This is a genomic window from Nocardia sp. CNY236 (genome assembly GCF_000482385.1).
Lineage (GTDB): Bacteria > Actinomycetota > Actinomycetes > Mycobacteriales > Mycobacteriaceae > Nocardia.
The window spans coordinates 136,679-155,901 of record NZ_AXVD01000010.1 but is presented as its reverse complement, the minus strand read 5'-3'; the positions used below and the strand labels follow the sequence as shown (position 1 = coordinate 155,901).

Annotated in this window: 21 protein-coding genes; 9 read left to right on the top strand and 12 right to left on the bottom strand. The window is 65.4% G+C overall.

Features of this window, described 5'->3' with window-relative positions; translation table 11 throughout:
- Window positions 1–360: 360 nt before the first annotated feature.
- Complete coding sequence (locus K940_RS0108040; RefSeq protein ID WP_028477108.1) at window positions 361–567, bottom strand: hypothetical protein; 207 nt, start codon at window positions 565–567, stop codon at window positions 361–363.
- 117 nt (window positions 568–684) lie between these two features.
- Window positions 685–894: a BldC family transcriptional regulator gene (locus K940_RS0108035; protein ID WP_028477107.1), complete on the bottom strand. Its 210-nt coding sequence runs from the start codon at window positions 892–894 to the stop codon at window positions 685–687.
- A gap of 181 nt (window positions 895–1,075) precedes the next feature.
- On the opposite strand from K940_RS0108035, the gene K940_RS0108030 reads away from it, so the two are divergent.
- The 5 genes from K940_RS0108030 to K940_RS0108010 all read left to right on the top strand — a co-directional run bounded on the left by K940_RS0108030 (window position 1,076) and on the right by K940_RS0108010 (window position 3,893).
- Window positions 1,076–1,438: a DUF4229 domain-containing protein gene (locus tag K940_RS0108030; RefSeq protein WP_028477106.1), complete on the top strand. Its 363-nt coding sequence runs from the start codon at window positions 1,076–1,078 to the stop codon at window positions 1,436–1,438.
- On the top strand, window positions 1,435–2,520 hold the full coding sequence (locus tag K940_RS0108025) for a PLP-dependent cysteine synthase family protein (protein ID WP_028477105.1): 1,086 nt from the start codon (window positions 1,435–1,437) through the stop codon (window positions 2,518–2,520). The genes K940_RS0108030 and K940_RS0108025 overlap by 4 nt, the downstream gene beginning before the upstream one ends.
- A gap of 131 nt (window positions 2,521–2,651) precedes the next feature.
- Window positions 2,652–2,873 carry a hypothetical protein gene (locus K940_RS0108020; RefSeq protein ID WP_028477104.1) on the top strand — a complete coding sequence of 74 codons (222 nt, stop codon included), beginning with the start codon at window positions 2,652–2,654 and terminating at the stop codon, window positions 2,871–2,873.
- Complete coding sequence (locus K940_RS0108015; RefSeq protein ID WP_028477103.1) at window positions 2,873–3,442, top strand: Clp protease N-terminal domain-containing protein; 570 nt, start codon at window positions 2,873–2,875, stop codon at window positions 3,440–3,442. Before K940_RS0108020 ends, K940_RS0108015 begins: the two co-directional genes overlap by 1 nt.
- A 70-nt stretch (window positions 3,443–3,512) precedes the next feature.
- Entirely contained in the window at window positions 3,513–3,893 is a 381-nt protein-coding gene (locus tag K940_RS0108010; RefSeq protein ID WP_028477102.1) for a phage holin family protein, read from the top strand.
- 56 nt (window positions 3,894–3,949) lie between these two features.
- Here K940_RS0108010 and K940_RS0108005 read toward each other — a convergent pair whose 3' ends face one another.
- The 5 genes from K940_RS0108005 to K940_RS0107985 all read right to left on the bottom strand — a co-directional run bounded on the left by K940_RS0108005 (window position 3,950) and on the right by K940_RS0107985 (window position 8,225).
- On the bottom strand, window positions 3,950–4,819 hold the full coding sequence (locus K940_RS0108005; RefSeq protein WP_028477101.1) for a 1,4-dihydroxy-2-naphthoate polyprenyltransferase: 870 nt from the start codon (window positions 4,817–4,819) through the stop codon (window positions 3,950–3,952).
- Between the two features lie 28 nt (window positions 4,820–4,847).
- Entirely contained in the window at window positions 4,848–5,312 is a 465-nt protein-coding gene (locus K940_RS0108000; protein ID WP_028477100.1) for an SRPBCC family protein, read from the bottom strand.
- Window positions 5,313–5,440: 128 nt separating this feature from the next.
- A complete protein-coding gene (gene menE, locus K940_RS0107995; protein WP_028477099.1) occupies window positions 5,441–6,601 on the bottom strand; it encodes an o-succinylbenzoate--CoA ligase in 1,161 nt (386 codons plus the stop codon).
- Between the two features lie 336 nt (window positions 6,602–6,937).
- The gene (locus K940_RS0107990) at window positions 6,938–7,330 is read right to left on the bottom strand and encodes a VOC family protein (protein ID WP_028477098.1); all 393 of its coding nucleotides are present in this window, start codon (window positions 7,328–7,330) and stop codon (window positions 6,938–6,940) included.
- A gap of 1 nt (window position 7,331) precedes the next feature.
- Complete coding sequence (locus K940_RS0107985; RefSeq protein ID WP_028477097.1) at window positions 7,332–8,225, bottom strand: 1,4-dihydroxy-2-naphthoyl-CoA synthase; 894 nt, start codon at window positions 8,223–8,225, stop codon at window positions 7,332–7,334.
- A gap of 94 nt (window positions 8,226–8,319) precedes the next feature.
- On the opposite strand from K940_RS0107985, the gene K940_RS0107980 reads away from it, so the two are divergent.
- The 3 genes from K940_RS0107980 to menD all read left to right on the top strand — a co-directional run bounded on the left by K940_RS0107980 (window position 8,320) and on the right by menD (window position 11,388).
- Complete coding sequence (locus K940_RS0107980; protein WP_036527868.1) at window positions 8,320–8,976, top strand: PaaI family thioesterase; 657 nt, start codon at window positions 8,320–8,322, stop codon at window positions 8,974–8,976.
- 74 nt (window positions 8,977–9,050) lie between these two features.
- On the top strand, window positions 9,051–9,497 hold the full coding sequence (locus K940_RS0107975; protein WP_028477095.1) for a hypothetical protein: 447 nt from the start codon (window positions 9,051–9,053) through the stop codon (window positions 9,495–9,497).
- Window positions 9,498–9,741: 244 nt separating this feature from the next.
- Entirely contained in the window at window positions 9,742–11,388 is a 1,647-nt protein-coding gene (gene menD, locus K940_RS0107970) for a 2-succinyl-5-enolpyruvyl-6-hydroxy-3-cyclohexene-1-carboxylic-acid synthase (protein WP_028477094.1), read from the top strand.
- A 48-nt stretch (window positions 11,389–11,436) separates the two neighbouring features.
- On the opposite strand, the gene K940_RS27405 is transcribed toward menD, so the two are convergent.
- From K940_RS27405 to K940_RS0107945, 5 genes are all read right to left on the bottom strand, one after another.
- Window positions 11,437–11,691, bottom strand: a complete 255-nt coding sequence (locus K940_RS27405) for a hypothetical protein (RefSeq protein WP_036527865.1) — start codon at window positions 11,689–11,691, stop codon at window positions 11,437–11,439.
- Window positions 11,692–11,825: 134 nt separating this feature from the next.
- Window positions 11,826–16,022 carry a bifunctional nitrate reductase/sulfite reductase flavoprotein subunit alpha gene (locus K940_RS0107960; protein WP_028477093.1) on the bottom strand — a complete coding sequence of 1,399 codons (4,197 nt, stop codon included), beginning with the start codon at window positions 16,020–16,022 and terminating at the stop codon, window positions 11,826–11,828.
- A 114-nt stretch (window positions 16,023–16,136) separates the two neighbouring features.
- Window positions 16,137–16,841 (bottom strand): demethylmenaquinone methyltransferase, encoded by a 705-nt coding sequence (locus tag K940_RS0107955; protein WP_028477092.1) that lies wholly within the window; start codon window positions 16,839–16,841, stop codon window positions 16,137–16,139.
- A 75-nt stretch (window positions 16,842–16,916) separates the two neighbouring features.
- A complete protein-coding gene (locus K940_RS0107950; protein ID WP_028477091.1) occupies window positions 16,917–18,059 on the bottom strand; it encodes a glycosyltransferase family 1 protein in 1,143 nt (380 codons plus the stop codon).
- Window positions 18,060–18,195: 136 nt separating this feature from the next.
- A complete protein-coding gene (locus tag K940_RS0107945; protein ID WP_028477090.1) occupies window positions 18,196–18,645 on the bottom strand; it encodes a DUF3592 domain-containing protein in 450 nt (149 codons plus the stop codon).
- A gap of 39 nt (window positions 18,646–18,684) precedes the next feature.
- Here K940_RS0107945 and K940_RS0107940 point away from each other — a divergent pair, with 39 nt between their 5' ends.
- Window positions 18,685–19,191 (top strand): DUF2505 domain-containing protein, encoded by a 507-nt coding sequence (locus tag K940_RS0107940; RefSeq protein ID WP_028477089.1) that lies wholly within the window; start codon window positions 18,685–18,687, stop codon window positions 19,189–19,191.
- Window positions 19,192–19,223: the final 32 nt, after the last annotated feature.

Below are 19,223 nucleotides of genomic sequence, written 5' to 3'. Positions count from 1 at the left end.
GCGCGCGCAATGGATCGCAGGAAGGCTCCGCCGTCGAAGTCGCCGTCGAAGTCGCGGAATTGCTGGTCGGCTACCCGAGCATCGACGCCAGGACCACAGCTGCAGTGACGAAAGTCATGCTCCCGGCTGCGAACTCGTGGAGGACACGAAGCGGTACGAACATCGTCGCCGTCTCGAGTCGTGCCGGTGCCCACCGAAGTGGGCAATACCGCAGCAGCGCACATCTCTGGTGCTGCCCCGTCGACCCGCCTGTTGGCCCGTCGCACGACGCCGTGCGACGAGGAACTCACGGACGTCGAGCACAGCGGGGCTACCGCGGGCGACGCGGTCGCGCCGCGTCGATGTTTCTCAGGACCGAACTCAATGGTCCCCGGGACCGGGCTCGCCGTCGCGGTGCTGGCGGGATAGGTGCCAGAGGAACTCCGGGTCGTCATCCGGTCCGATGACGCGCTTGCGTTGTGGTGAACGGGTTTGCGGGGCGGTGGGTCCGGTCCTCTCCAGGCCGAACGCCTTCCAGCACAACACCGCGATTGCCACCACTGCGATGAGTGCCAACAGGTACGTCACGTCGCTCACCTCCTGATTACGAGGGTAGTCGCGGACGTGACCCAGGCACACTGCGGATACCAAAATTCAGCTGGGAACGAGACGGGCCCGTTGCCCGACGGGCCCGTCTGCCGAGGATCAGTGCGCGCTCGCCTCGGTGGTCAGCGACTTGAGCAGCTGGAGTACTTCGGACTCGCGGAACCGGCGATGTCCGCCTGGTGTCCGCAGTGAGCCGAGGCGTCCGGCATGGGCCCAGCGCGTTACGGTCTTGGGATCGACATGGAACAGGGCCGCAACCTGGCCCGGAGTCAGCAGGGTGTCCTGGCCGCCGACGGTGATCGCACTCATAGCAAACCTCTCCGTTCTCGACAGTTCCCTCATCAGATGGCGCCATCGTCGCACTGAAACCCCTAGGTACTCGAACTATCTACAGTTGGTAAAGCGGAGGTAATGGACAAAACGGATGTGCGCCTGCCCCGGTTCTGGGTCTGCACCGGGGGTGGGCAACAGCTTCGCATAGGCTGGAGCCGTGCGTGACGTAACTCCATCAGAAAGTGGTTCGGGACAGCGAACCACCGCCGCACGACGTCGGCTCGTCCCCAATCTGGCGCTGTACACCGGCGCCCGGTTGGTATTGGTGGTTGCGCTGACCGCGGTGATCATCCTGGCCGCGAGGCCGGTGGGGGTGGAGGTCCCCTTGGTGGTCGCGGTGTTGCTCGCCTTGATCATCGCCATGCCCCTGTCGCTGACCCTGTTCAAGGGGCTGCGTACCCGGGTCAACGAGGATATCGCCGTGATCGACGAGCGCAGGCGTAGCGACAAGGCTCGGTTGCGCGCTCAGCTGCGCGGCGTGGACCCGCAGATCCCGCCCGACGAGCCGACATCGCCGTGAAGTCCTGTGATCGCAGCGTGCCGCGTGACTGGGTCGACAATGCGGTGCGACTGATCGACGCCGATACCCAGCGCAGCGCGGACACCCATTTGCTGCGATATCCGTTACCCGTCGAATGGAACGTGCAGCTGTACCTCAAAGACGAGTCCACGCACATTACCGGCAGCCTCAAGCACCGTCTGGCTCGTTCGTTGTTTCTGTATGCGATCTGCAACGGCTGGATCACCGAGGGCACTACGGTGGTGGAGGCGTCTTCCGGCTCGACCGCGATCAGCGAGGCCTACTTTGCGAAGTTGCTCGGTCTCGACTTCGTCGCGGTGATGCCCGCGAGCACGTCCCCGCAGAAGATCGCGCTGATCGAGGCGCAAGGGGGTCGCTGTCATTTCGTGCAGCGCGCGTCGGAGATGTACTCCGAGGCGGCGCGGCTGGCGACCGAATGCGGTGGTCACTACATGGACCAGTTCACGCACGCCGAACGCGCCACCGACTGGCGGGGCAACAACAATATCGCCGAATCGGTTTTCCAGCAGATGGCTTTCGAGACCAACCCGGTGCCGGAGTGGATCGTGGTCGGCGCGGGCACGGGCGGCACCAGCGCCACAATCGGCCGCTATATACGGTATCGCAGGCACGCAACGAAATTGGCTGTGGTCGATCCGGAGAACTCCGCATTCTACGGTGGTTACGAACTGGGCGATACGGCCTACGGAACCGGAATGCCTTCGCGTATAGAGGGGATCGGTCGTCCCCGTGTGGAACCGTCTTTCGTCCGCCAGGTGGTCGACCGCATGTTCGAGGTGCCCGACGCAGCCTCCATCGCGACCGCCAGATGTGCGAGCACACGCCTGGGTCGCCGGGTTGGCGGATCGACCGGCACCAATCTATGGGGCGCCTTCGCGCTGATCGCCGAGATGATCGCCGAGGGATGCGCCGGCAGTGTGGTCACCTTGCTGTGCGACGGCGGGGATCGTTATACGGGAACGTATTTCGATGACGAGTGGGTCGCGGCCCAGGGATTGAGTCTTGCTGAGCCCACCGCGATCCTGGACAAGTTTCTGATGACCGGGACCTGGGACGCCTGAGCGGGTTTCCGAGTCCGCGATGACTGGACTCGAGCGGTCGTCTTGTTCGCCGACGCCGGAATCGGTCCCTGCGCGCCGTCGATCGTCAACTTTGCTTGACGAATGCACGGCCGTCAAGTTTAATTGACGCCATGAAGAAGGCAACCATTCTGGCGGACGCCGCGGGTAGTCCCGACCCCGAGGTCGGGCTGCGCGCGGTGCTCGCACTCCGACGGCTGCTCGAACGTCTCGAGGCGATCCAGGTGAACAACGCCCGTGCCCAGGGCTGGTCCTGGCAGGCGATCGCCGAAGCGCTCGAGGTCAGCAAGCAAGCAGTCCATCAGAAGTACAACAGGAAAGGCAGGGTTCGCTGATGTTCGAACGATTCAGCCGGTCGGCGAAATCGGTGGTCGTCGGTGCGCAGACAGAAGCGCGTTCCTTGCGCTCATCGACCATCGATGTGGAACACCTACTGCTCGGACTGTTGGCACAGGGTGAGCCGGAACTGACGGCATTGCTCGTACAGTCGGGGATCACCAGAGATGGCGTGCGCCGCAAGCTCTCGGAGAGCGGCAAGGGTGATCCCCTCGGCGTTGAAGACGCTGAGGCCTTGCGTTCCATCGGTATCGATCTCGACGCTGTCCGAGAATCGCTGCAGGCCCATTTCGGCGAGGACGCGCTCGATGATGCCGTCGCGCAATCACCGCGCTCCGGTCGCTCTTGGGGCTATCGGCACATTCCGTTCACCAAAGACGCCAAGAAAGTACTCGAGTCGGCGTTGCGCGAGGCTGTCTCCCGCAAGGACAAAACCATCGAGTCCGGACACATCCTGCTCGGCATCCTGCGGGTGTCGAACCAGACCACACTGCCTCTGTTCGTCACCGCCGCCGCGCTCGACGATTTGCGGCCCAAGGTGCACGCACTGCTCGACCGCGTCGCCTGAGCGAGCGGACATGTGTTGTCGTGGTCCAATCCAGGAGCGCATGTCTGCCACATGGGCCTAGCATTGGCCCATGCAGCTTGTGGTTCGGTTGATCATCAACGCGGCGGCGATATGGCTGGCCGCGGTCTGGGTCGACAAGATCGATGTCATCACCCCCGCTGAGGGCAATGGCGCGAAGATCATCGTCCTGCTCGCAGTCGCGGTGGTCTTCACCATGGTGAATGCGCTGGTCAAACCGATTGTCAAGCTACTGTCGCTGCCGCTGCTGATCGTTACGCTCGGTTTGTTCCTCCTCGTGATCAACGCCCTCATGCTGTGGCTCACCGCGGAGATCACGGCGCTGACCGACTATGGTTTGCGGGTCGAGGGGTTCTGGGCCGCAGTGTTCGGCGGCATCATTGTCTCGATCGTCAACTGGGTGCTCGGCGTTTTGGTCCCGGACTCCGACTAGAGCTCGTCGGGCCGGATGTGTTTCACGGTCCGACCGAGCCGGTAGCGAGTGCGGGGCTAGCCGAGTGCGAGCGCAAGAGCGACGGCGGCCGACCAGACCAGCAGTGTAAGGCCGGAGTCCCGCAGCGCAGGAATCAGTTCCGGACCGCCTTTGCCGCGACGCACCGGTGCGTTGGCCCGAATGGCCAGCGGAACAGCGATCAGGCCGGCCAGCGCCCACGGTGTGCGCACCAGCAGTACCAGCGTTGCGAGGAAGGGCACGGCGAGCAGTGCGAAGTGTACGACGCGTGTCCGCCTGTCGCCGAGTTTCACTGCGAGAGTGATTTTTCCGGACTCGGCGTCGGTCGGCGCATCGCGCAAGTTGTTCGCGACGAGTACTGCGCTGGAGCACGCACCCACCGAGACCGCGAGCAGGATACCCACCCAGTCGATCCGGTTGGCCTGGACGAACTGGGTGCCGAGCACGCCGACCAGACCGAAGAACACGAACACTGCGAGTTCACCGAATCCGCTGTAGCCGTAGGGCTTGTTTCCTCCGGTGTAATACCAAGCGCCAGCCAGGCAAGCGGCGCCGATGAGCAGCAGCCACCACGCACTGGTGGCGACGAGCACCAGGCCGACGAGGGCACCGGCGGCAAGGCTCACGATCGCAGCGTTTCGTACTGCGGTGGGCGCGGCCAGTCGCTGTCCGACCAGCCGTAGCGGGCCGACTCGGACGTCGTCGGTACCGCGGATCCCGTCGGAATAGTCGTTGGCGTAGTTCACGCCGACGATCAAAGCCATCGATACCAGCAGCGCGAGAACGGCTTTCCACCATACTGCCGCGTCGGCAGCCATGGCGGCGCCGGTTCCGGCGAGTACCGGGGCGATCGCATTGGGCAGGGTGCGAGGTCGCGCGCCCTCGATCCATTGCGCTGCAGTAGCCATGCCCCGCAGCCTAGTGCTCGCGTGGTGATCAGGTCTGGTCGGCCGTGGCCGCCTCCTGCAGTCGAGCGAGCCCGTTTTCGAAGTCCCGGCCAACGGACCTGTCCATGCGCAAGAGTTTGCCGATTACTGCGGTGAGTCCAGATTGAGTTCCGGTCATGCGCCAGGTCACCTCGGTGCCGGTCTCGACCGGATCCAGGATGAAGGTCACCTGGTTGGTTGCTTTCATCGGTTTCGAAAAATCCAGGCGCAGTGCGATCTCTCGCTGTGCGCTGTCGACGATCTCCATGGCGCCCGCACCCACTGTGCGGTTGCCGCTCCAGGCATAGCGTGCGCCGACACCGGAATTCCTACCGGAGTAGCTACGACGCATCTGCGGGTCGCGATCTTCCCACGGCGACCATCTGATCCATTCGTGAAGATCGTTGATCAACGCGTGCACTCGCGCGGGTTCGGCCGTGATCACGGCCGAACGGACCACCTCGAACTCAGCCATGTGGTGAGCCTAGGTGAGCGATCGCCTGGAATCGTGCAGCGCGCACCGTGTCGTCCGCTCGTGCTCGGCAGCGGCGACGACCGAGTGTCCCGCACGTGATCAGCGGACGGTCGGATGGGTGGACGCGCCTAGGGCGTCGAGTCGGTCAGCAGGTATTCCCGCAGTTTCGCTCGGTCGGGCTTGCCGGGACCGCGTAACGGGATCTCATCGAGGAGAGCCAGTTCGCGCGGGGCAGCGATGGCATCCAACTCCGCGACCACGTGTTCCCGCAATTCGGCCAGGCTCGGCGCTGCGCCCGCAGCGGGGACCACCGCGACCACGACGCGTTGCCCCAAGCGTTCGTCCGGCAGTCCCAGCACCACCACTTCGGAGATCGCCGGATGGTTGAGCAGTACCGCCTCGACGACCTGGGGAATCACCAGCAGGCCCCCGGTGGTGATCGCTTCATCGAGTCTTCCGGTGACGGTCAGCACACCATGGTCGAGCGTGCCCGCGTCCTCGGTGCGGAACCAGCCGGGATCGGCGAACGCGGGATGCTCGGGCTGATTGCGGTAGCCCGAGGCGATCACCGCGCCGCCGAGGATCACCCGACCGTCCTGGATGCGCACCTGTGCACCGGCGAGCGGCACACCGTCGTACACACAGCCACCACAGGTCTCGCTCATGCCATAGGTGCGCACCACCCTGATGCCTGCGGCGCGTGCCCGCTCGTAGACCGGCATCGGAGTCGGTGCGCCGCCGACGAGCACACCGTCCAGTTCGGCCAGCGCCGCGGCGGCGACCGGTGTGTCGAGAATCTTGATCAGCTGGGTCGGCACCAACGCGGTGTACCGGCGCTCACCACGCATGCCGGCAATGGCGCCGGCCATCGCCTCGGGCAGGAACCCGCCGGAAACATCCAACACTGTGGGTTCGGTTCCGGCCAAGATGCTCCGCAGCAGCACCTGCATGCCCGCAATGTGGTAAGTGGGCAGAGCCAGCAGCCAGGTGCCGGGTCCCCCGAGCCGTTCATGTGTTGCGACACCGCTGGCGCGCAGGGCTGCGGCCCCCAACATTGCGCCTTTCGGTACCCCGGTCGTGCCCGACGTGGTGACCACCAAGGCCACGTCGTCGTCGATCGGCTCACCTGCCGACAGGGCGTCGCTCAAGCGCCTGGCTTCGCGGCGATTGTTGGTGGGAATCGGCAGCCACGCTGCCCCGCTTCCATCGAGTGCCTCGCGCAGGTGTGGCAGCACGTCGCCGATACCCGATCCGGTGGGCATCGGCAGAATGCGCAGCGCCTTGCTCATGACCGGCCGTGCCATTCGATGGGCTGGGGGATGCTCAGCGCCGTCGAGGTCTCGGCGCGTGTGCTGCGCTCCTTCACGGTAGGGATCGTGTCATGTCCGCGTCATCGCACGCGGAACGGGTCGGTATGTCGCCGTGGTGCACTGGGGGAGCGCTCACCTGGACGGACTGTGGCTCAAGCACGACAGGCATCGAGACTGCGATTCATTCGTCGGATGGGGTACAGACCGGCCCGCCCGGACATCTCTGGCCGGGCGGCAGCCCGAGCGTTATCGTGCTCGCCGGTTGGCGCATTGGCAACTCGGCGCGACCTGCCCACGTGCCTACTGGCACCGATGCTACGCCGGCGACCAGCGTGAATCGCGTCGGAGCGGATGCGTGGGCGGGACCTCGACGACAACGATCGGCACACCGTCGGGATCTCGTACCCACATTTCGTGCAAGCCCCAGGGCTCCTGGGTCGGTGGACGGTCGATCGTGATGCCCTTGCGGGACAGTTCCGTGGCAGCGAGCCGCAGATCACGAACCTGCAGCCAGATCGCGCCCGAGAACGGCGACGAGGCGCCGTCCCCACCATGTCCGGCCACTTCGATCAGCGACTGACCAGCGAAGAAGACCGTGCCACCGGGGTATTCTCGCGCAATGGCCAAGCCCAGTCCGTCGCGGTAGAACGCAAGGGTGGTCGGATAGTCGGCGGGCCGCAGAAGGATCCGGCTGCTGAGGATATCCACGTCAGAAGTACCAGGGATAGGGAGTCCAGTCCGGTGTGCGTTTCTGCAGAAACGCGTCGCGGCCTTCGACGGCTTCGTCGGTCATATAGGCCATCCTGGTTGCTTCTCCGGCGAACAGTTGCTGGCCGACGAGCCCGTCGTCGAGCAGATTGAAAGCGTACTTCAGCATGCGTTGTGCTTGGGGAGATTTGCCGTTGATCTCCGCGGTCCATTCCAGGGCGACGTTTTCCAACTCGGCGTGGTCGACGACCTCGTTCACTGCCCCCATCCGGTGCATCTGCTCGGCGGTGTAGGGGCGGCCCAGGAAGAAGATCTCGCGAGCGAATTTCTGTCCGACCATCTTGGCCAGGTAGGCACTGCCGTAGCCGCCGTCGAAACTGCCCACATCTGCGTCGGTCTGCTTGAACCGGGCATGTTCGCGGCTGGCCAGAGTCAGGTCGCAGACCACATGCAGACTGTGACCTCCGCCTGCGGCCCAGCCGTTCACCAGTGCGATCACCACCTTCGGCATGAAGCGAATCAGTCGCTGCACCTCGAGGATGTGCAGTCGGCCGGCCCGGGCTCGGTCGACGGTGTCGGCGGTTTCGCCGCTGGCGTACTGATAGCCATTGCGGCCGCGGATACGCTGGTCGCCGCCGGAGCAGAAGGCCCAGCCGCCGTCGGTGGGACTGGGTCCGTTGCCGGTGAGCAGCACTGCGCCGACGTCGGCGGTCATTCTGGCGTGATCGAGGGCTCGATAGAGTTCATCGACGGTGTGCGGGCGGAACGCGTTGCGCACCTGTGGTCGATCGAATGCCACACGGACAGTGCCCTGCTCGATGTGTCGGTGATAGGTGATATCGGTCAGGTCCTCGAATCCCGCAACCGGGCGCCACAGTCTCGGATTGAATGTCACGGCTGCGATTATCGCGTGCTGCTGGTCCGATGGCAGCGTGCCTGTGGTCCATCACCCGACTTGACGGTGTAAAGCCACGCGTTACCGTGCAAGTATGAGCGAGCGAGTGAAACCTGTTATAGACCGGAGTGCGGTGAACGAATCCCGATACGAGGAACACGGCCGATTTCCGAAGGTCTCCCGTGCGCACGTCGGCCCGAACTTCGGCCCCTACATCGAAGCCATGCGGACGCTGCAGGATCTGGCCGTGTCCGTGGACGCACCCGACGACGTCTTCGCAGCGGCTGCAGCCAAAGCAGGTGAACTGATCGACCTCCTCGAGCCCTACCGTGCACCGGAGTTGCACGGACCCGCCGGGCGCACTGTCGAATTACCCGGGCGCGGCAGTCTTTTGCTGCCGCCCTGGCAGGTGGTCGAGGCCGGGCCGGGCGGTATCGAGATGACCGGGACTTTTCGTCGCTACCACCTCGGTGGCAACGGGGCGGCGCACGGCGGCGTACTGCCGCTGTTGTTCGATGACCTGTGCGGCATGATCGTGCACTACGCCGGTCGGCCGATCAGTCGCACTGCGTATCTGCATGTGGGCTATCGCCAGATCACTCCCCTGAACGTGTCGCTCAAAGTTCGCGGGCGGGTCGAACGGGTCGAAGGACGCAAGACTTTCATTTCCGCAGAATTGCGCAGTGAGCAGGACGATCTCCTCTCGGAATGCGAAGCGCTGATGGTGCAGTTGCAGCCCTGGCAGCCGTAGCCGGGTGAACGCTGGCGTGGGTGCGTATAGTTGCCCTCGCTCGATTATCGAAACCGATCCGAAGGAACCTGAAAGTGGTTGCAGCACTGTCTGAATCCCTGCTCGGCGACGTCAAGCGCCCGGCATTTCTCGCCGATGCCGTCGAGGTTCTCGACGCCGAGGTCTCGGACAAGAGTGGTGCGTCCGGCCTGGCAGTGAAGGGTGGCTACGCGGCGGTCAAGAAGATCGGCCCGTCCATCGTGCCCGATGCGCTGGAGTCGATGGCGCCCAAGCTCGTTGCGCAACTGGAGCCGTTCTGGCAGGAGTACGGTGCGTCGGGCTCCGGCAGATTCGCCGACCTGCTCGTCGCCCGATCCGACGCCGTCGCCGAGGCACTGCTCTCCGTCACCGACGCACGCGCGGAGGCATCGACCCGGCCCGCGCTGAAGAAGGTCTACTCCTCCATGCGTTCCGCGGCCAAGAAAAACGTGATCGAGGCCCTGCCGCGGGTCGGCGACCTGGTGGAGAAGCACGCCCGCTGACCGGAGAGGTCACACGGCGGGGTGGTGGAATTCGAGGTGGTAACGGTGGCGACCGGGTCACTGTAGGGCCACGATCTCGAGGCCGCACCGCTGCCGTGGAGCGCCCATCGCAATACAGCGCCCATCGCAATACAGCGCCCATCGCAATACAGCGCCCATCGCAATACAGCGCCCATCGCAATACGTGGCGAAACAGACACCTCCCGACGGCGACGTCGGTGAGGTCGTCTGCCAGGCTGGAGGCGTGAACCCGTCTACAGCACAAGCCCAGGTCGTCGTCGACGAACTGGTGCGTGGGGGTGTGCGGGACGTCGTCCTGTGCCCCGGCTCCCGCAATGCACCGTTGGCCTTCGCCCTGCAAGCCGCCGACGGCGCCGGGCGACTGCGGCTGCACATGCGGATCGACGAGCGGACGGCGGGCTTTCTCGCCATCGGTCTCGCTGTTGCGAGCCGGCTCCCGGTTCCGGTGGTGATGACCTCGGGGACCGCGGTCGCCAACCTCGGTCCCGCCGTGTTGGAGGCCAATTACGCCAGGATCCCGCTGGTGGTGCTCAGTGCGAACCGGCCGTATGAGTTGCTCGGCTCCGGCGCCAATCAGACCATCGAGCAGTTCGGCCTGTTCGGCAGCCAGGTCCGCGCCACCATCTCGCTCGGTCTTGCCGAGCAGGAGGCCGGCGACGCCGACCATCCGGCCTACGACCGGCAGAACAGCCAATGGCGTTCGGCGGTATGTCGGGTCCTGGCGGCGGCGCGTGGAACCCGCTCCGGGAACGCAGGGCCGGTGCACTTCGACGTACCGCTTCGTGAACCCCTCGTGCCCGAACCGATGTCCGAGCAATCGGCTCCCGCGGGTCGCTCCGATGCACACCATGCCTGGACCGAGACGCAGTACGCGACCCTGGATGTGCCGCTCGAACTCGATCTCACTCCCGACACGATCGTCATTTCCGGTCACGGGGCTGCGTTGCGTCCGGAGTTGGCTGCGGTGCCGACCGTCGCCGAGCCCACTGCCCCGATGCACGGCCCCGGGTTGCACCCGCTGGCGCTGCCGTTGTTGCGCCCTCGGCAAGCGATCATCACCGGTCGGCCCACCTTGCATCGACAGGTATCCAAAGTGCTGGCCGATCCGAGTGTCCGTGTCTACGCACTCACCACCGGACCGCGTTGGCCCGATGTTTCCGGCAATGTGGTCGGCACCGGGACGCGCGCGGTCACCACCGGTGCGCCGAGCGGTCAGTGGCTCGAGCGCTGTCGTGAACTGGATGCGCGAGCGGGCCAGGCGGTTCGTGCCGAGCTCACGCGGCATCCGAAGCCGACCGGGCTGCACGTCGCCGCCGTCGTCATGGATGCACTGCGGGCCGGTGATCGGTTGTTGCTCGGGGCATCGAACCCGGTGCGCGACGCCGCACTGGTTTCGCATCCGCGAGCCGGAGTCGAGGTGCTGTCGAATCGCGGAGTGGCGGGCATCGACGGCACGGTGTCCACCGCAGTCGGCGCCGCGCTGCAGCACGATGGGCGAACGATCGCACTGATCGGTGACCTCACCTTTCTGCACGACGCCTCCGGCCTGCTCATCGGGCCCGGCGAGCCGCGACCGAGCGACCTGACCATCGTGGTCGCCAATGACGACGGTGGTGGCATCTTCGAGCTGCTCGAACAAGGCGACCCGCAGTATGCGGGGGTGTTCGAACGGGTTTTCGGTACGCCGCACGGCATGGACCTTGCGGCGTTGTGCGCGGCATACCGCATTCCACACCGCCAAGTCGACCCCGAAGGACTGGCCGGCGAGTTGACTGGGCGTGCGCACGGCATCCGAGTGCTCGAGGTGGCCACCGAGCGATCGGGTCTGCGAGAACTCCATGCGGCGGTCCGGGCGCAGATTCACCTCTGATCCGAGCAGGCCGCTGGTTCTGGGCTCGGGTACCACTCGTTCTCGGGCTCAGTACGCAGACTCACCGTAGGAGGAGTCACCGTAGGAGGAGTCACCGGGGTCGTCGTCGAGCGGGACCTCGATGGACTGTTCGGCTACGTCTGCAGGGTCGGCGTCCCACACGTCGTGTTCCAGGACGCCACGCTCTGCGTCGTCACTCGGATCGGTTGCATCATCGGGATACGCCGCGTCGTCCGGGTACGCCGGAATGGACTGCTCCGCGAGATCAGCCTCCGGAACTGCATCCGTGGTGCGATCGGTCATCGCGTGCTCCTCTCCGCGTAGGCCGCTCGAAGGGTGCCCGCGGTAGCACACCGCCCTCGAGGCGGATGGTCGACTCCGACAGCATCGACAATGCCCGTGGTCGGGCCATAGGGCAAGCGATTCGTCGTCGATTGTCAATACACGTCGCGGACGTAACGCTTCTCGGTGACCAACTGTTTCCGGAACGCCAGCGCAGCGTCCTCGTCGAGTTTGCCATGAACCCGCGCGATCTGAAGCAATGCTTCGTCGACGTCTTTGGCCATGCGGCTCGCATCGCCACAGACATAGATGTTGGCGCCATCGCGCAACCACGACCACAGTTCGGCACCATGCTCGATCATGCGGTGCTGCACGTAGATCCGTTCCCGCTGGTCGCGGGAGAAGGCCAAATCCAGGCGAGTGAGGAAGCCGGATCGGAACATGTCCTCCAGTTCCGCGCGGTAGTAGAAATTCTGCTTCGCGTACTGCTCGCCGAAGAACAGCCAGTTGCGTCCCGTGCTGCCAGCGGCTCTGCGTTCCTGAAGGAAGCCACGGAACGGTGCAATGCCGGTACCCGGTCCCACCATGATCATCGGTACGGTCGGATCGCTGGGCGGACGGAAGTGCGGCGCACGCTGGAGGAAGATCGGTACCGGCACATCCACACGGTCGGCGAGGAACGTGGAGCACACCCCGCCACGACGTGTGGCCGAACCGGTTGCCGACGGGTCACCGTACCGCACGACCGCGACGGTCAGCTCCGCCTCCGCGGGGCTCACCAGAGGGCTCGACGAAATGGAATACTGACGCGGCTGTAGCTTCTTCAGCACACCGAGCCACTCGACCAGGTCCGCTCGAACCGGAAAATCGCGCAGCACGTCGACGGCCTGGCGATCCCACAAGAAGTTGGCCAACTCGTTGCGGTTGTCTTTGCGCAGTAACTTGGCCAGCCGGCCACTGCGATTGCGCTCGGCGAGGAAGCCGAGCAGCTCCCGGCTGACCTTGGTGACATCGAAATGTGTCCGCAACGCCTGGGCCAGCGGCAGTTCCTGCCGGCCGACCTCGACTACCCGGCGACCGTCCAGCTCGGTAGCGGCCAACCATTCGGAGACCAGCGAGTCGCTGTTCACCGGCCAAACTCCCAGCGAATCCCCTACCTCGTAGGTGGCGCCCAAGTCACGAAGATCGAAACCGAACCTGCGGACTTCTTTCGATGAATCGCGCGCCGAGAGCACCTCGTTGCGCACCAACGGTGCATACAACGGGGCGGTGCGAGTGAACAGCGCCGGCACGCGCGCGGTGCGGCTGGGTCTGGCAGTGGCGCGGGTCGCGGCCATTGTCGCAACACCGCCGTGCGCCGATACGTGGCCCGAGTCCTCCGGTTCGGGCGCCGGAAGATCGGGCGGCCGGGTCGAGGAGTCGGGCGTCGTTTCGGCGAGTGTGGCGAGCACGTTCTCGAGCCAGATCTCCGCCGCGGCCTCGTAGTCGGGCTCGCTGTCGGCGCGCGGGAGCAACCGCGTCGCACCCAATTCGGTGAGCTTCTCGTCGAGCTTGCGTCCGTATCCACAGAAATCGTCGTAGGAGGAATCGCCGAGCGCGAACACTGCGTATCGCACCCCGGTGAGTACCACGGCGCCGGTAGTGAGACGATCCCAGAAATCGGCGCCGTTGTCCGGTGGACCTCCGTCGCCGAATGTGCTGCTGATCACCAGGATGTCGCCGTCGATCGCGCCCGGGTCACACGAATCGAGCTCCAGAAGTTGCGGTGCGAATCCCTCTTCGGTCAAACGCTCGGCAACCCCGGCGGCGAATTCTTCTGCCGTCCCGGTCTGCGAAGCCCACAGGATGGTGATCGTGCGCGCCGAGGTCGCCTCGGTGGTCGTGGGAGCCGACCTCGCCAGGTCGGCGACGGGTGCAGCGCGTGAATACATTCCGGCCAACAAGCCATCGACCCACAACCTGCCCTGCGTGGACACTGGAGCCGCCTCCGGGAGCACGGGCCGGCCGGCGACCGGAAGCGCTTGCAGCGCGGCCAGAAAGCCACTGAGATAGATTCGCTCCGACTCGGTGAACGTCGGCGTGGTATCGGAAGCGAGGCCCAGTACGGTCGCCAGCGGATGAGCCGGTCCGGCTGTCGGCAGCGCAGGGGAAATCTCGGATCGGGGCCCCGCAGCGACCCGCCGCAACGTCACCGCGCACGCTTTGAACTCCGGCTGCAGGGATGTCGGGTCGACCGCGTCGTTGGTGACCGCGTTGATGGTCAGATACTCGCCCTGTTCGTCGTTCCAATGGAACGGCGCGAAGCAATCGCCCGGGCGTACGCGGTCGCTGATCTGGATCGGTAGTACGGCCCGGCCTCGCCGAGACGCGATCTCGACCTGGTCACCGGCGTGCATACCCAGGCGTTGCGCGTCGGTCGGGTGTACCTCGACGAATGGCGCGTCGTTCAGCTTGTTCAGCTTGCCGATCTTGCCGGTCTTGGTCATCGTGTGCCACTGATGCTGCAGTCGGCCGGTATTCAGCACGAACGGGAAGTCCTCGTCCGGCATCTCCTCCGGCAGCATATGCGGTCGTGGCCAAAAGACCGCGCGGCGGCTCGGCGTTGCGAAGGCCAACCGAGGCCGATGGCCGTTCTCGTCGACATACAGTGGCTGGTTGACCCCGTCGTTGCGGTATCGGATCGGATTGCGCCGGCTCGCCGATTGCGCACACGGCCACTGTATCGGTCCTGCCCGCAGCGCCTCGTAACTGACACCACGCAGGTCGTAACCGGTCGCCGGATTGGTGAACTTGGTGATCTCGGCAATGACCTCGGCGCTGGAGGCGAAGTCGAAGCCGGCAAAACCCATTGCAGTCGCGATATCGGCGATCAGCCGCCAGTCCGGTCGCGAGGCGCCCACCGGCGGGACGGATTGCTGCAGCAAGGTGAGGTTGCGTTCGGAATTCACCATGACCGCATCGGCTTCCGCCCACAGCGTGGCCGGCAGCAGTAGATCGGCGTAGGCATTGGTTGCGGTTTCGGTGTAGGCGTCTTGGGCGATGACCAGTTCGGCCGCCTCGAGGCCCGCGATCACGGTCTTCCGATTCGACACGGTGGCCACAGGATTGGTGCAGATTATCCACGCCGCTTTGATCGCTCCGGCGGCCAGACCGCGGAACATCTCGATCGTGCCCACGCCGGGCTCGGTACGCAACGTACCCGGCTCGAGGTCCCATGCTGTCTCTACGAATGCTCGGTCGGTAGCGGAGAGCAGGCTGCGTTGGCCGGGCAGCCCGGGACCCATATAGCCCATCTCGCGTCCGCCCATCGCGTTCGGTTGCCCGGTGAGCGAGAACGGCCCGCTACCAGGGCGACAGATCGCTCCGGTAGCGAGGTGCAGGTTGCACAGCGCGTTGGTGTTCCAGGTGCCGTGTGTGGACTGGTTGAGTCCCATCGTCCACAGTGACATCCACTCACCGGCCGCGCCGATCCACCGTGCCGCCGTGCGGATGTCGGCCTCGGCGAGCCCGGTGATCTCGGCCACTCGCTGCGGTGGATACTCGGCCAGAAACTCTGGCATCGCGTCCCAGCCCTCGGTGTGCTCGGCGATGAACTCGGTGTCGATGTCGCCTTCGACGACCAGCAGGTGTAACAGTCCGTTCAACAGCGCGAGGTCGGTGCCTGGGGCGATCTGCAGAAACAGGTCGGCACGCGCGGCGGTATCGGTGCGGCGGGGGTCGACCACGATGAGTTTCGCGCCTGCCTTCAGGCGGTCGGCCATCCGCAAGAACAGGATCGGATGGCAATCTGCGGTGTTCGCGCCGATGACGAAGAACAGATCGGTGTGGTCGAAATCATCGTAGGAGCCCGGCGGTCCGTCCGCACCGAGAGACTGCTTGTAGCCTGTCCCGGCGCTGGCCATGCACAGTCGTGAGTTCGCCTCGATGTGCGCAGTGCGCAGATAGCCTTTGGCGAGCTTGGTCGCGAGATACTGCGCCTCCATTGACATCTGCCCGGAAACGTAGAGTGCGATCGCGTCCGGGCCGTGCTCGTCCATGATCGCGCGGAGTCGGGTGGCCGCTTCGTGTACGGCCTCGTCGACGGGCAGTGGTGCCGGGACCTGGCCTCGTTCCGAGCGTCGATAGGCGGTCTCCATTCGCCCGGTGGCGCGCATCAGCTCTGCGTGGGTTGCGCCCTTGGTGCAGAGCCTTCCTGCGTTCGCGGGATGCAACTTGTCGCCGCCGACTTTTGTGATCACCGGTTTCCCGGTGTCATCGGCGGTGGTCTGCACCGTCATCCCGCAGCCCACGCCGCAGTACGAGCACGCCGTTCGGGCGGTGCGGTCGCTGCGGTCGGCCGCTGTGTCGGACATGCCTTCGATAATGCGGACCGCCGATTGCACATGATTTACCGTGCGTTATCGGCAGGTGACATTCAGCCTCACCGTGAGTGAATCGACCTGTGAGGTGTGATGGACGTCTCCGATTCAGCCCAGCTTGTATGCCCGGTGCACGGCGACCACGCCGCCGGTGAGGTTGCGCCAGCGCACCGTCGACCATCCGTTGGCCGAGATCCGGCGTGCGAGATTGCGTTGGTCGGGCCACTGCGTAATCGATTCGGCAAGGTAGGCATAGGCGTCGGGATTGCTGCTCACCAGCCGCGCCACGGTCGGCAACGCCTTCATCAGGTACTCCAGATAGATCGTGCGGAAAGGCTGCCGCACCGGAGCGGAGAACTCACACACCACCAGCCGGCCGCCGGGTTTGGTGACGCGGAGCATCTCGCGCAGCGCGAGGTCGACGTCGGCGACGTTGCGCAGACCGAACGAGATCGTCACCGCGTCGAAAGAGTTGTCGCCGAACGGCAGCGCCATCGCGTCGGCCGCCACCATCGGCACAGCGCGGAATCTGCCTGCCGCGAGCATGCCGCGCGAGAAGTCGGCGGCCAAGCACCATGCCCCGGATTTCCGTAACTCTCGAGTGGATACACCTGTCCCGGCAGCGAGATCGAGCACGCGCTCGCCCGGCCGAGGCAGCAGAGCCCTGCGTGTCGCCCAGCGCCAGTAGCGATCCTGTCCCGCAGAGATGACCGTATTGGTCAGGTCGTATCGTCGCGCGACGCCGTCGAACATCGACGCGACTTCGCGCGGCTGTTTGTCCAACGAGGCACGGTTCGGTTGCGTCTTCGCCACGCCACGACCCTAGCTCGCCGATCGGGCGGACCGGGCACGGCCATGGACGCGCGCCGGTGAGCTCTGAGCGCCAGCTCAGGCTGTGCGTGGCCACCGAACCCGTGGGCCGGTCACGTCGAGGTAGTGATCGATCAACTGCGCGCACACGACCGGCCAGGTGCGTGACCGCACCGACTGTCGGGCCGCGTTCGACAATCGCGTCCGCGCCGCGGGGTCGTGCATCGCACCGACAGCACTCGGCAGCAGCTCACAGAACCGTTGCACCGGAAGCAGATAGCCGCTGCGGCAGTGTGCGATCAAGTCGCGTGGCCCGCCCGCATCCGGTCCGACCACCGGCACACCGGACGCGAGCGCCTCCTGGACCCCTTGGCAAAACGTTTCGTGTTCACCCGGATGCACCATGACGTCCAGGCTCGCGTACGCCTGCGCCAAGTGGTCGCCACCCAGCTCGCCGGTGAAGACGGCGGTCGGCATCATTCTGGCCAGCCGCTGTCGCTGCGGTCCGTCGCCAACGATCACCAACTGGATCGTGGGGTCGGCGGCGAGCACTGCGAGCCGCTCGACGTGCTTCTCCGGTGCGAGCCGTCCGACGAAGCCGACCAGCAGGCGCCGTCGGCCGGCGAGCCAGCCGTCGCGCAGTCGGGCGGATCGAGCGTGCGGTGTGAAGCGGGCGCTGTCGACGCCGCGTGCCCACAGATGCACCCGTGGGATGCCATGCTCGGCCAGGGCGTCCGCTGCCGCTCGGGACGGGGCCAGGGTGCGGGTGGCGTGGGTATGAATGCGTCGCGTCCATCGCCACGCGGCTCGACTGGTCAGTCCGAGACCGTAGCTGCGTGCGAAGCCTGCGACGTCGGTCTGATAGATCGCGACAGTCGGTAGATCCAGGCGTAGGGCGGCGCCGAGACCGCCTGCGCCCAGGAGAAACGGCGAGGCCAGATGCACCACGTCCGCGCGGAATTCGTCGATGGCCGAGATGATTCCCGGCTGGGGTAATCCGACCGGTAGCGAGCTGACCTTCGGTACCCGGACTGCCGGCACTCGGTAGACCTGGAAACCTTCGTAGCCACTCGGCGCGGCCGGGAGGTCACCAGGGGTGTCCGGCGCAATGATCAGCGCGTCGTGTCCGTTTCGCTGCAGGTGCGTCAGCACCTGCAGCACAGAGTTCACGACACCGTTGGTATTGGGCAGAAACGATTCCGCGACGATCGCCACGCGCACGGCTTCAGCGTGGCCGGTCCACCGCACCGTGGCGCCACACCAGGGTGAAGCACCCGGAAAGTCTCGGCGAACTTCGCTGGACTCGGAGCCCGACCCTGCTGGAAGCTTCGTCTGCAGGAATTCAGTCTGCAGGAATTCAGTCGGTATCGACACGCATCCGGGCACGCGACAGTAGCCACAGTGCCGGCAGTCCGATGAGCCAGACGACCGCGAGGACGGACAGCGCGGGCACGAGCGCGACACGGACGTCACGGCCCTCGACCCGGACCAAGTCGGGATCGCTGCGGCGGTATTCCACCCGGATTCGTTCACCCGCGGTGAGGTTGGTCGGGTACAGGACGCCGAGCTTCGGATTGTGTGTCTCGCCGTCCGGCGTGACGTACCTGACGGCCGAGCGCAGCTGTCCTGCCGAGAGGACCTCCGCGGTCGCACTGCCTTTGTCGGAGCTGATCAGATGATCATTGCGCCACGCAGCCAGCACGAGCAGAACCATGAGCGCGCTGAGGGTCGTGGCGGTGATCAACACTCCGATCCCGGCCCGTCCCAGGCGAAACGTCCGCCTGGGCGACTGGCTGGTTTCCGACACCGCCACAGGCTACCGAGTCTCTGGGTTACGGTATCGGCCATGTCCCGAAATTTCAGCTTCACCGTGCCCTATGGTGTCCCGGTCGAAGAACTGCACCGGGTACTCACCGCTGATGATGTCTGGCGGGCTCGCTTCGCCGACACCGAGTCGGCGACGCTGGAGGTGTCGCACCCCGACGGTGTGGACACCATCTTTCTGCAGATGACCGAAAAGCCCGCGGCCGACAAGGTTCCGGCCCTGGTACGCAAGGTATTGAAAAGCGACCTCACCTTTTCTCGCACCGACAGGTGGCAGCCGCTGGTCGGAGAGGTTGCCAAGGGTACGTTCCGGGCTACCACCGGTGGCATCAACAGCACCATGGAGGGCACCTACCACATGCGCTCCACGGCCGAAGGCTCAGAGATCGAGGTGGTCGGCACGGTCGAGGTGCAGGTGCCCGTCGTCGGCGGAGCCATCGAACGTCTCGCCGAACAACTGCACCACCGAGTACTGGGCGGTGAACAGAAATTCATCGAGGAGTGGTTGGCCGCTGAGCCGACCGCCTGAGATCGCCGACCGCCCGATATCACTCACGACCG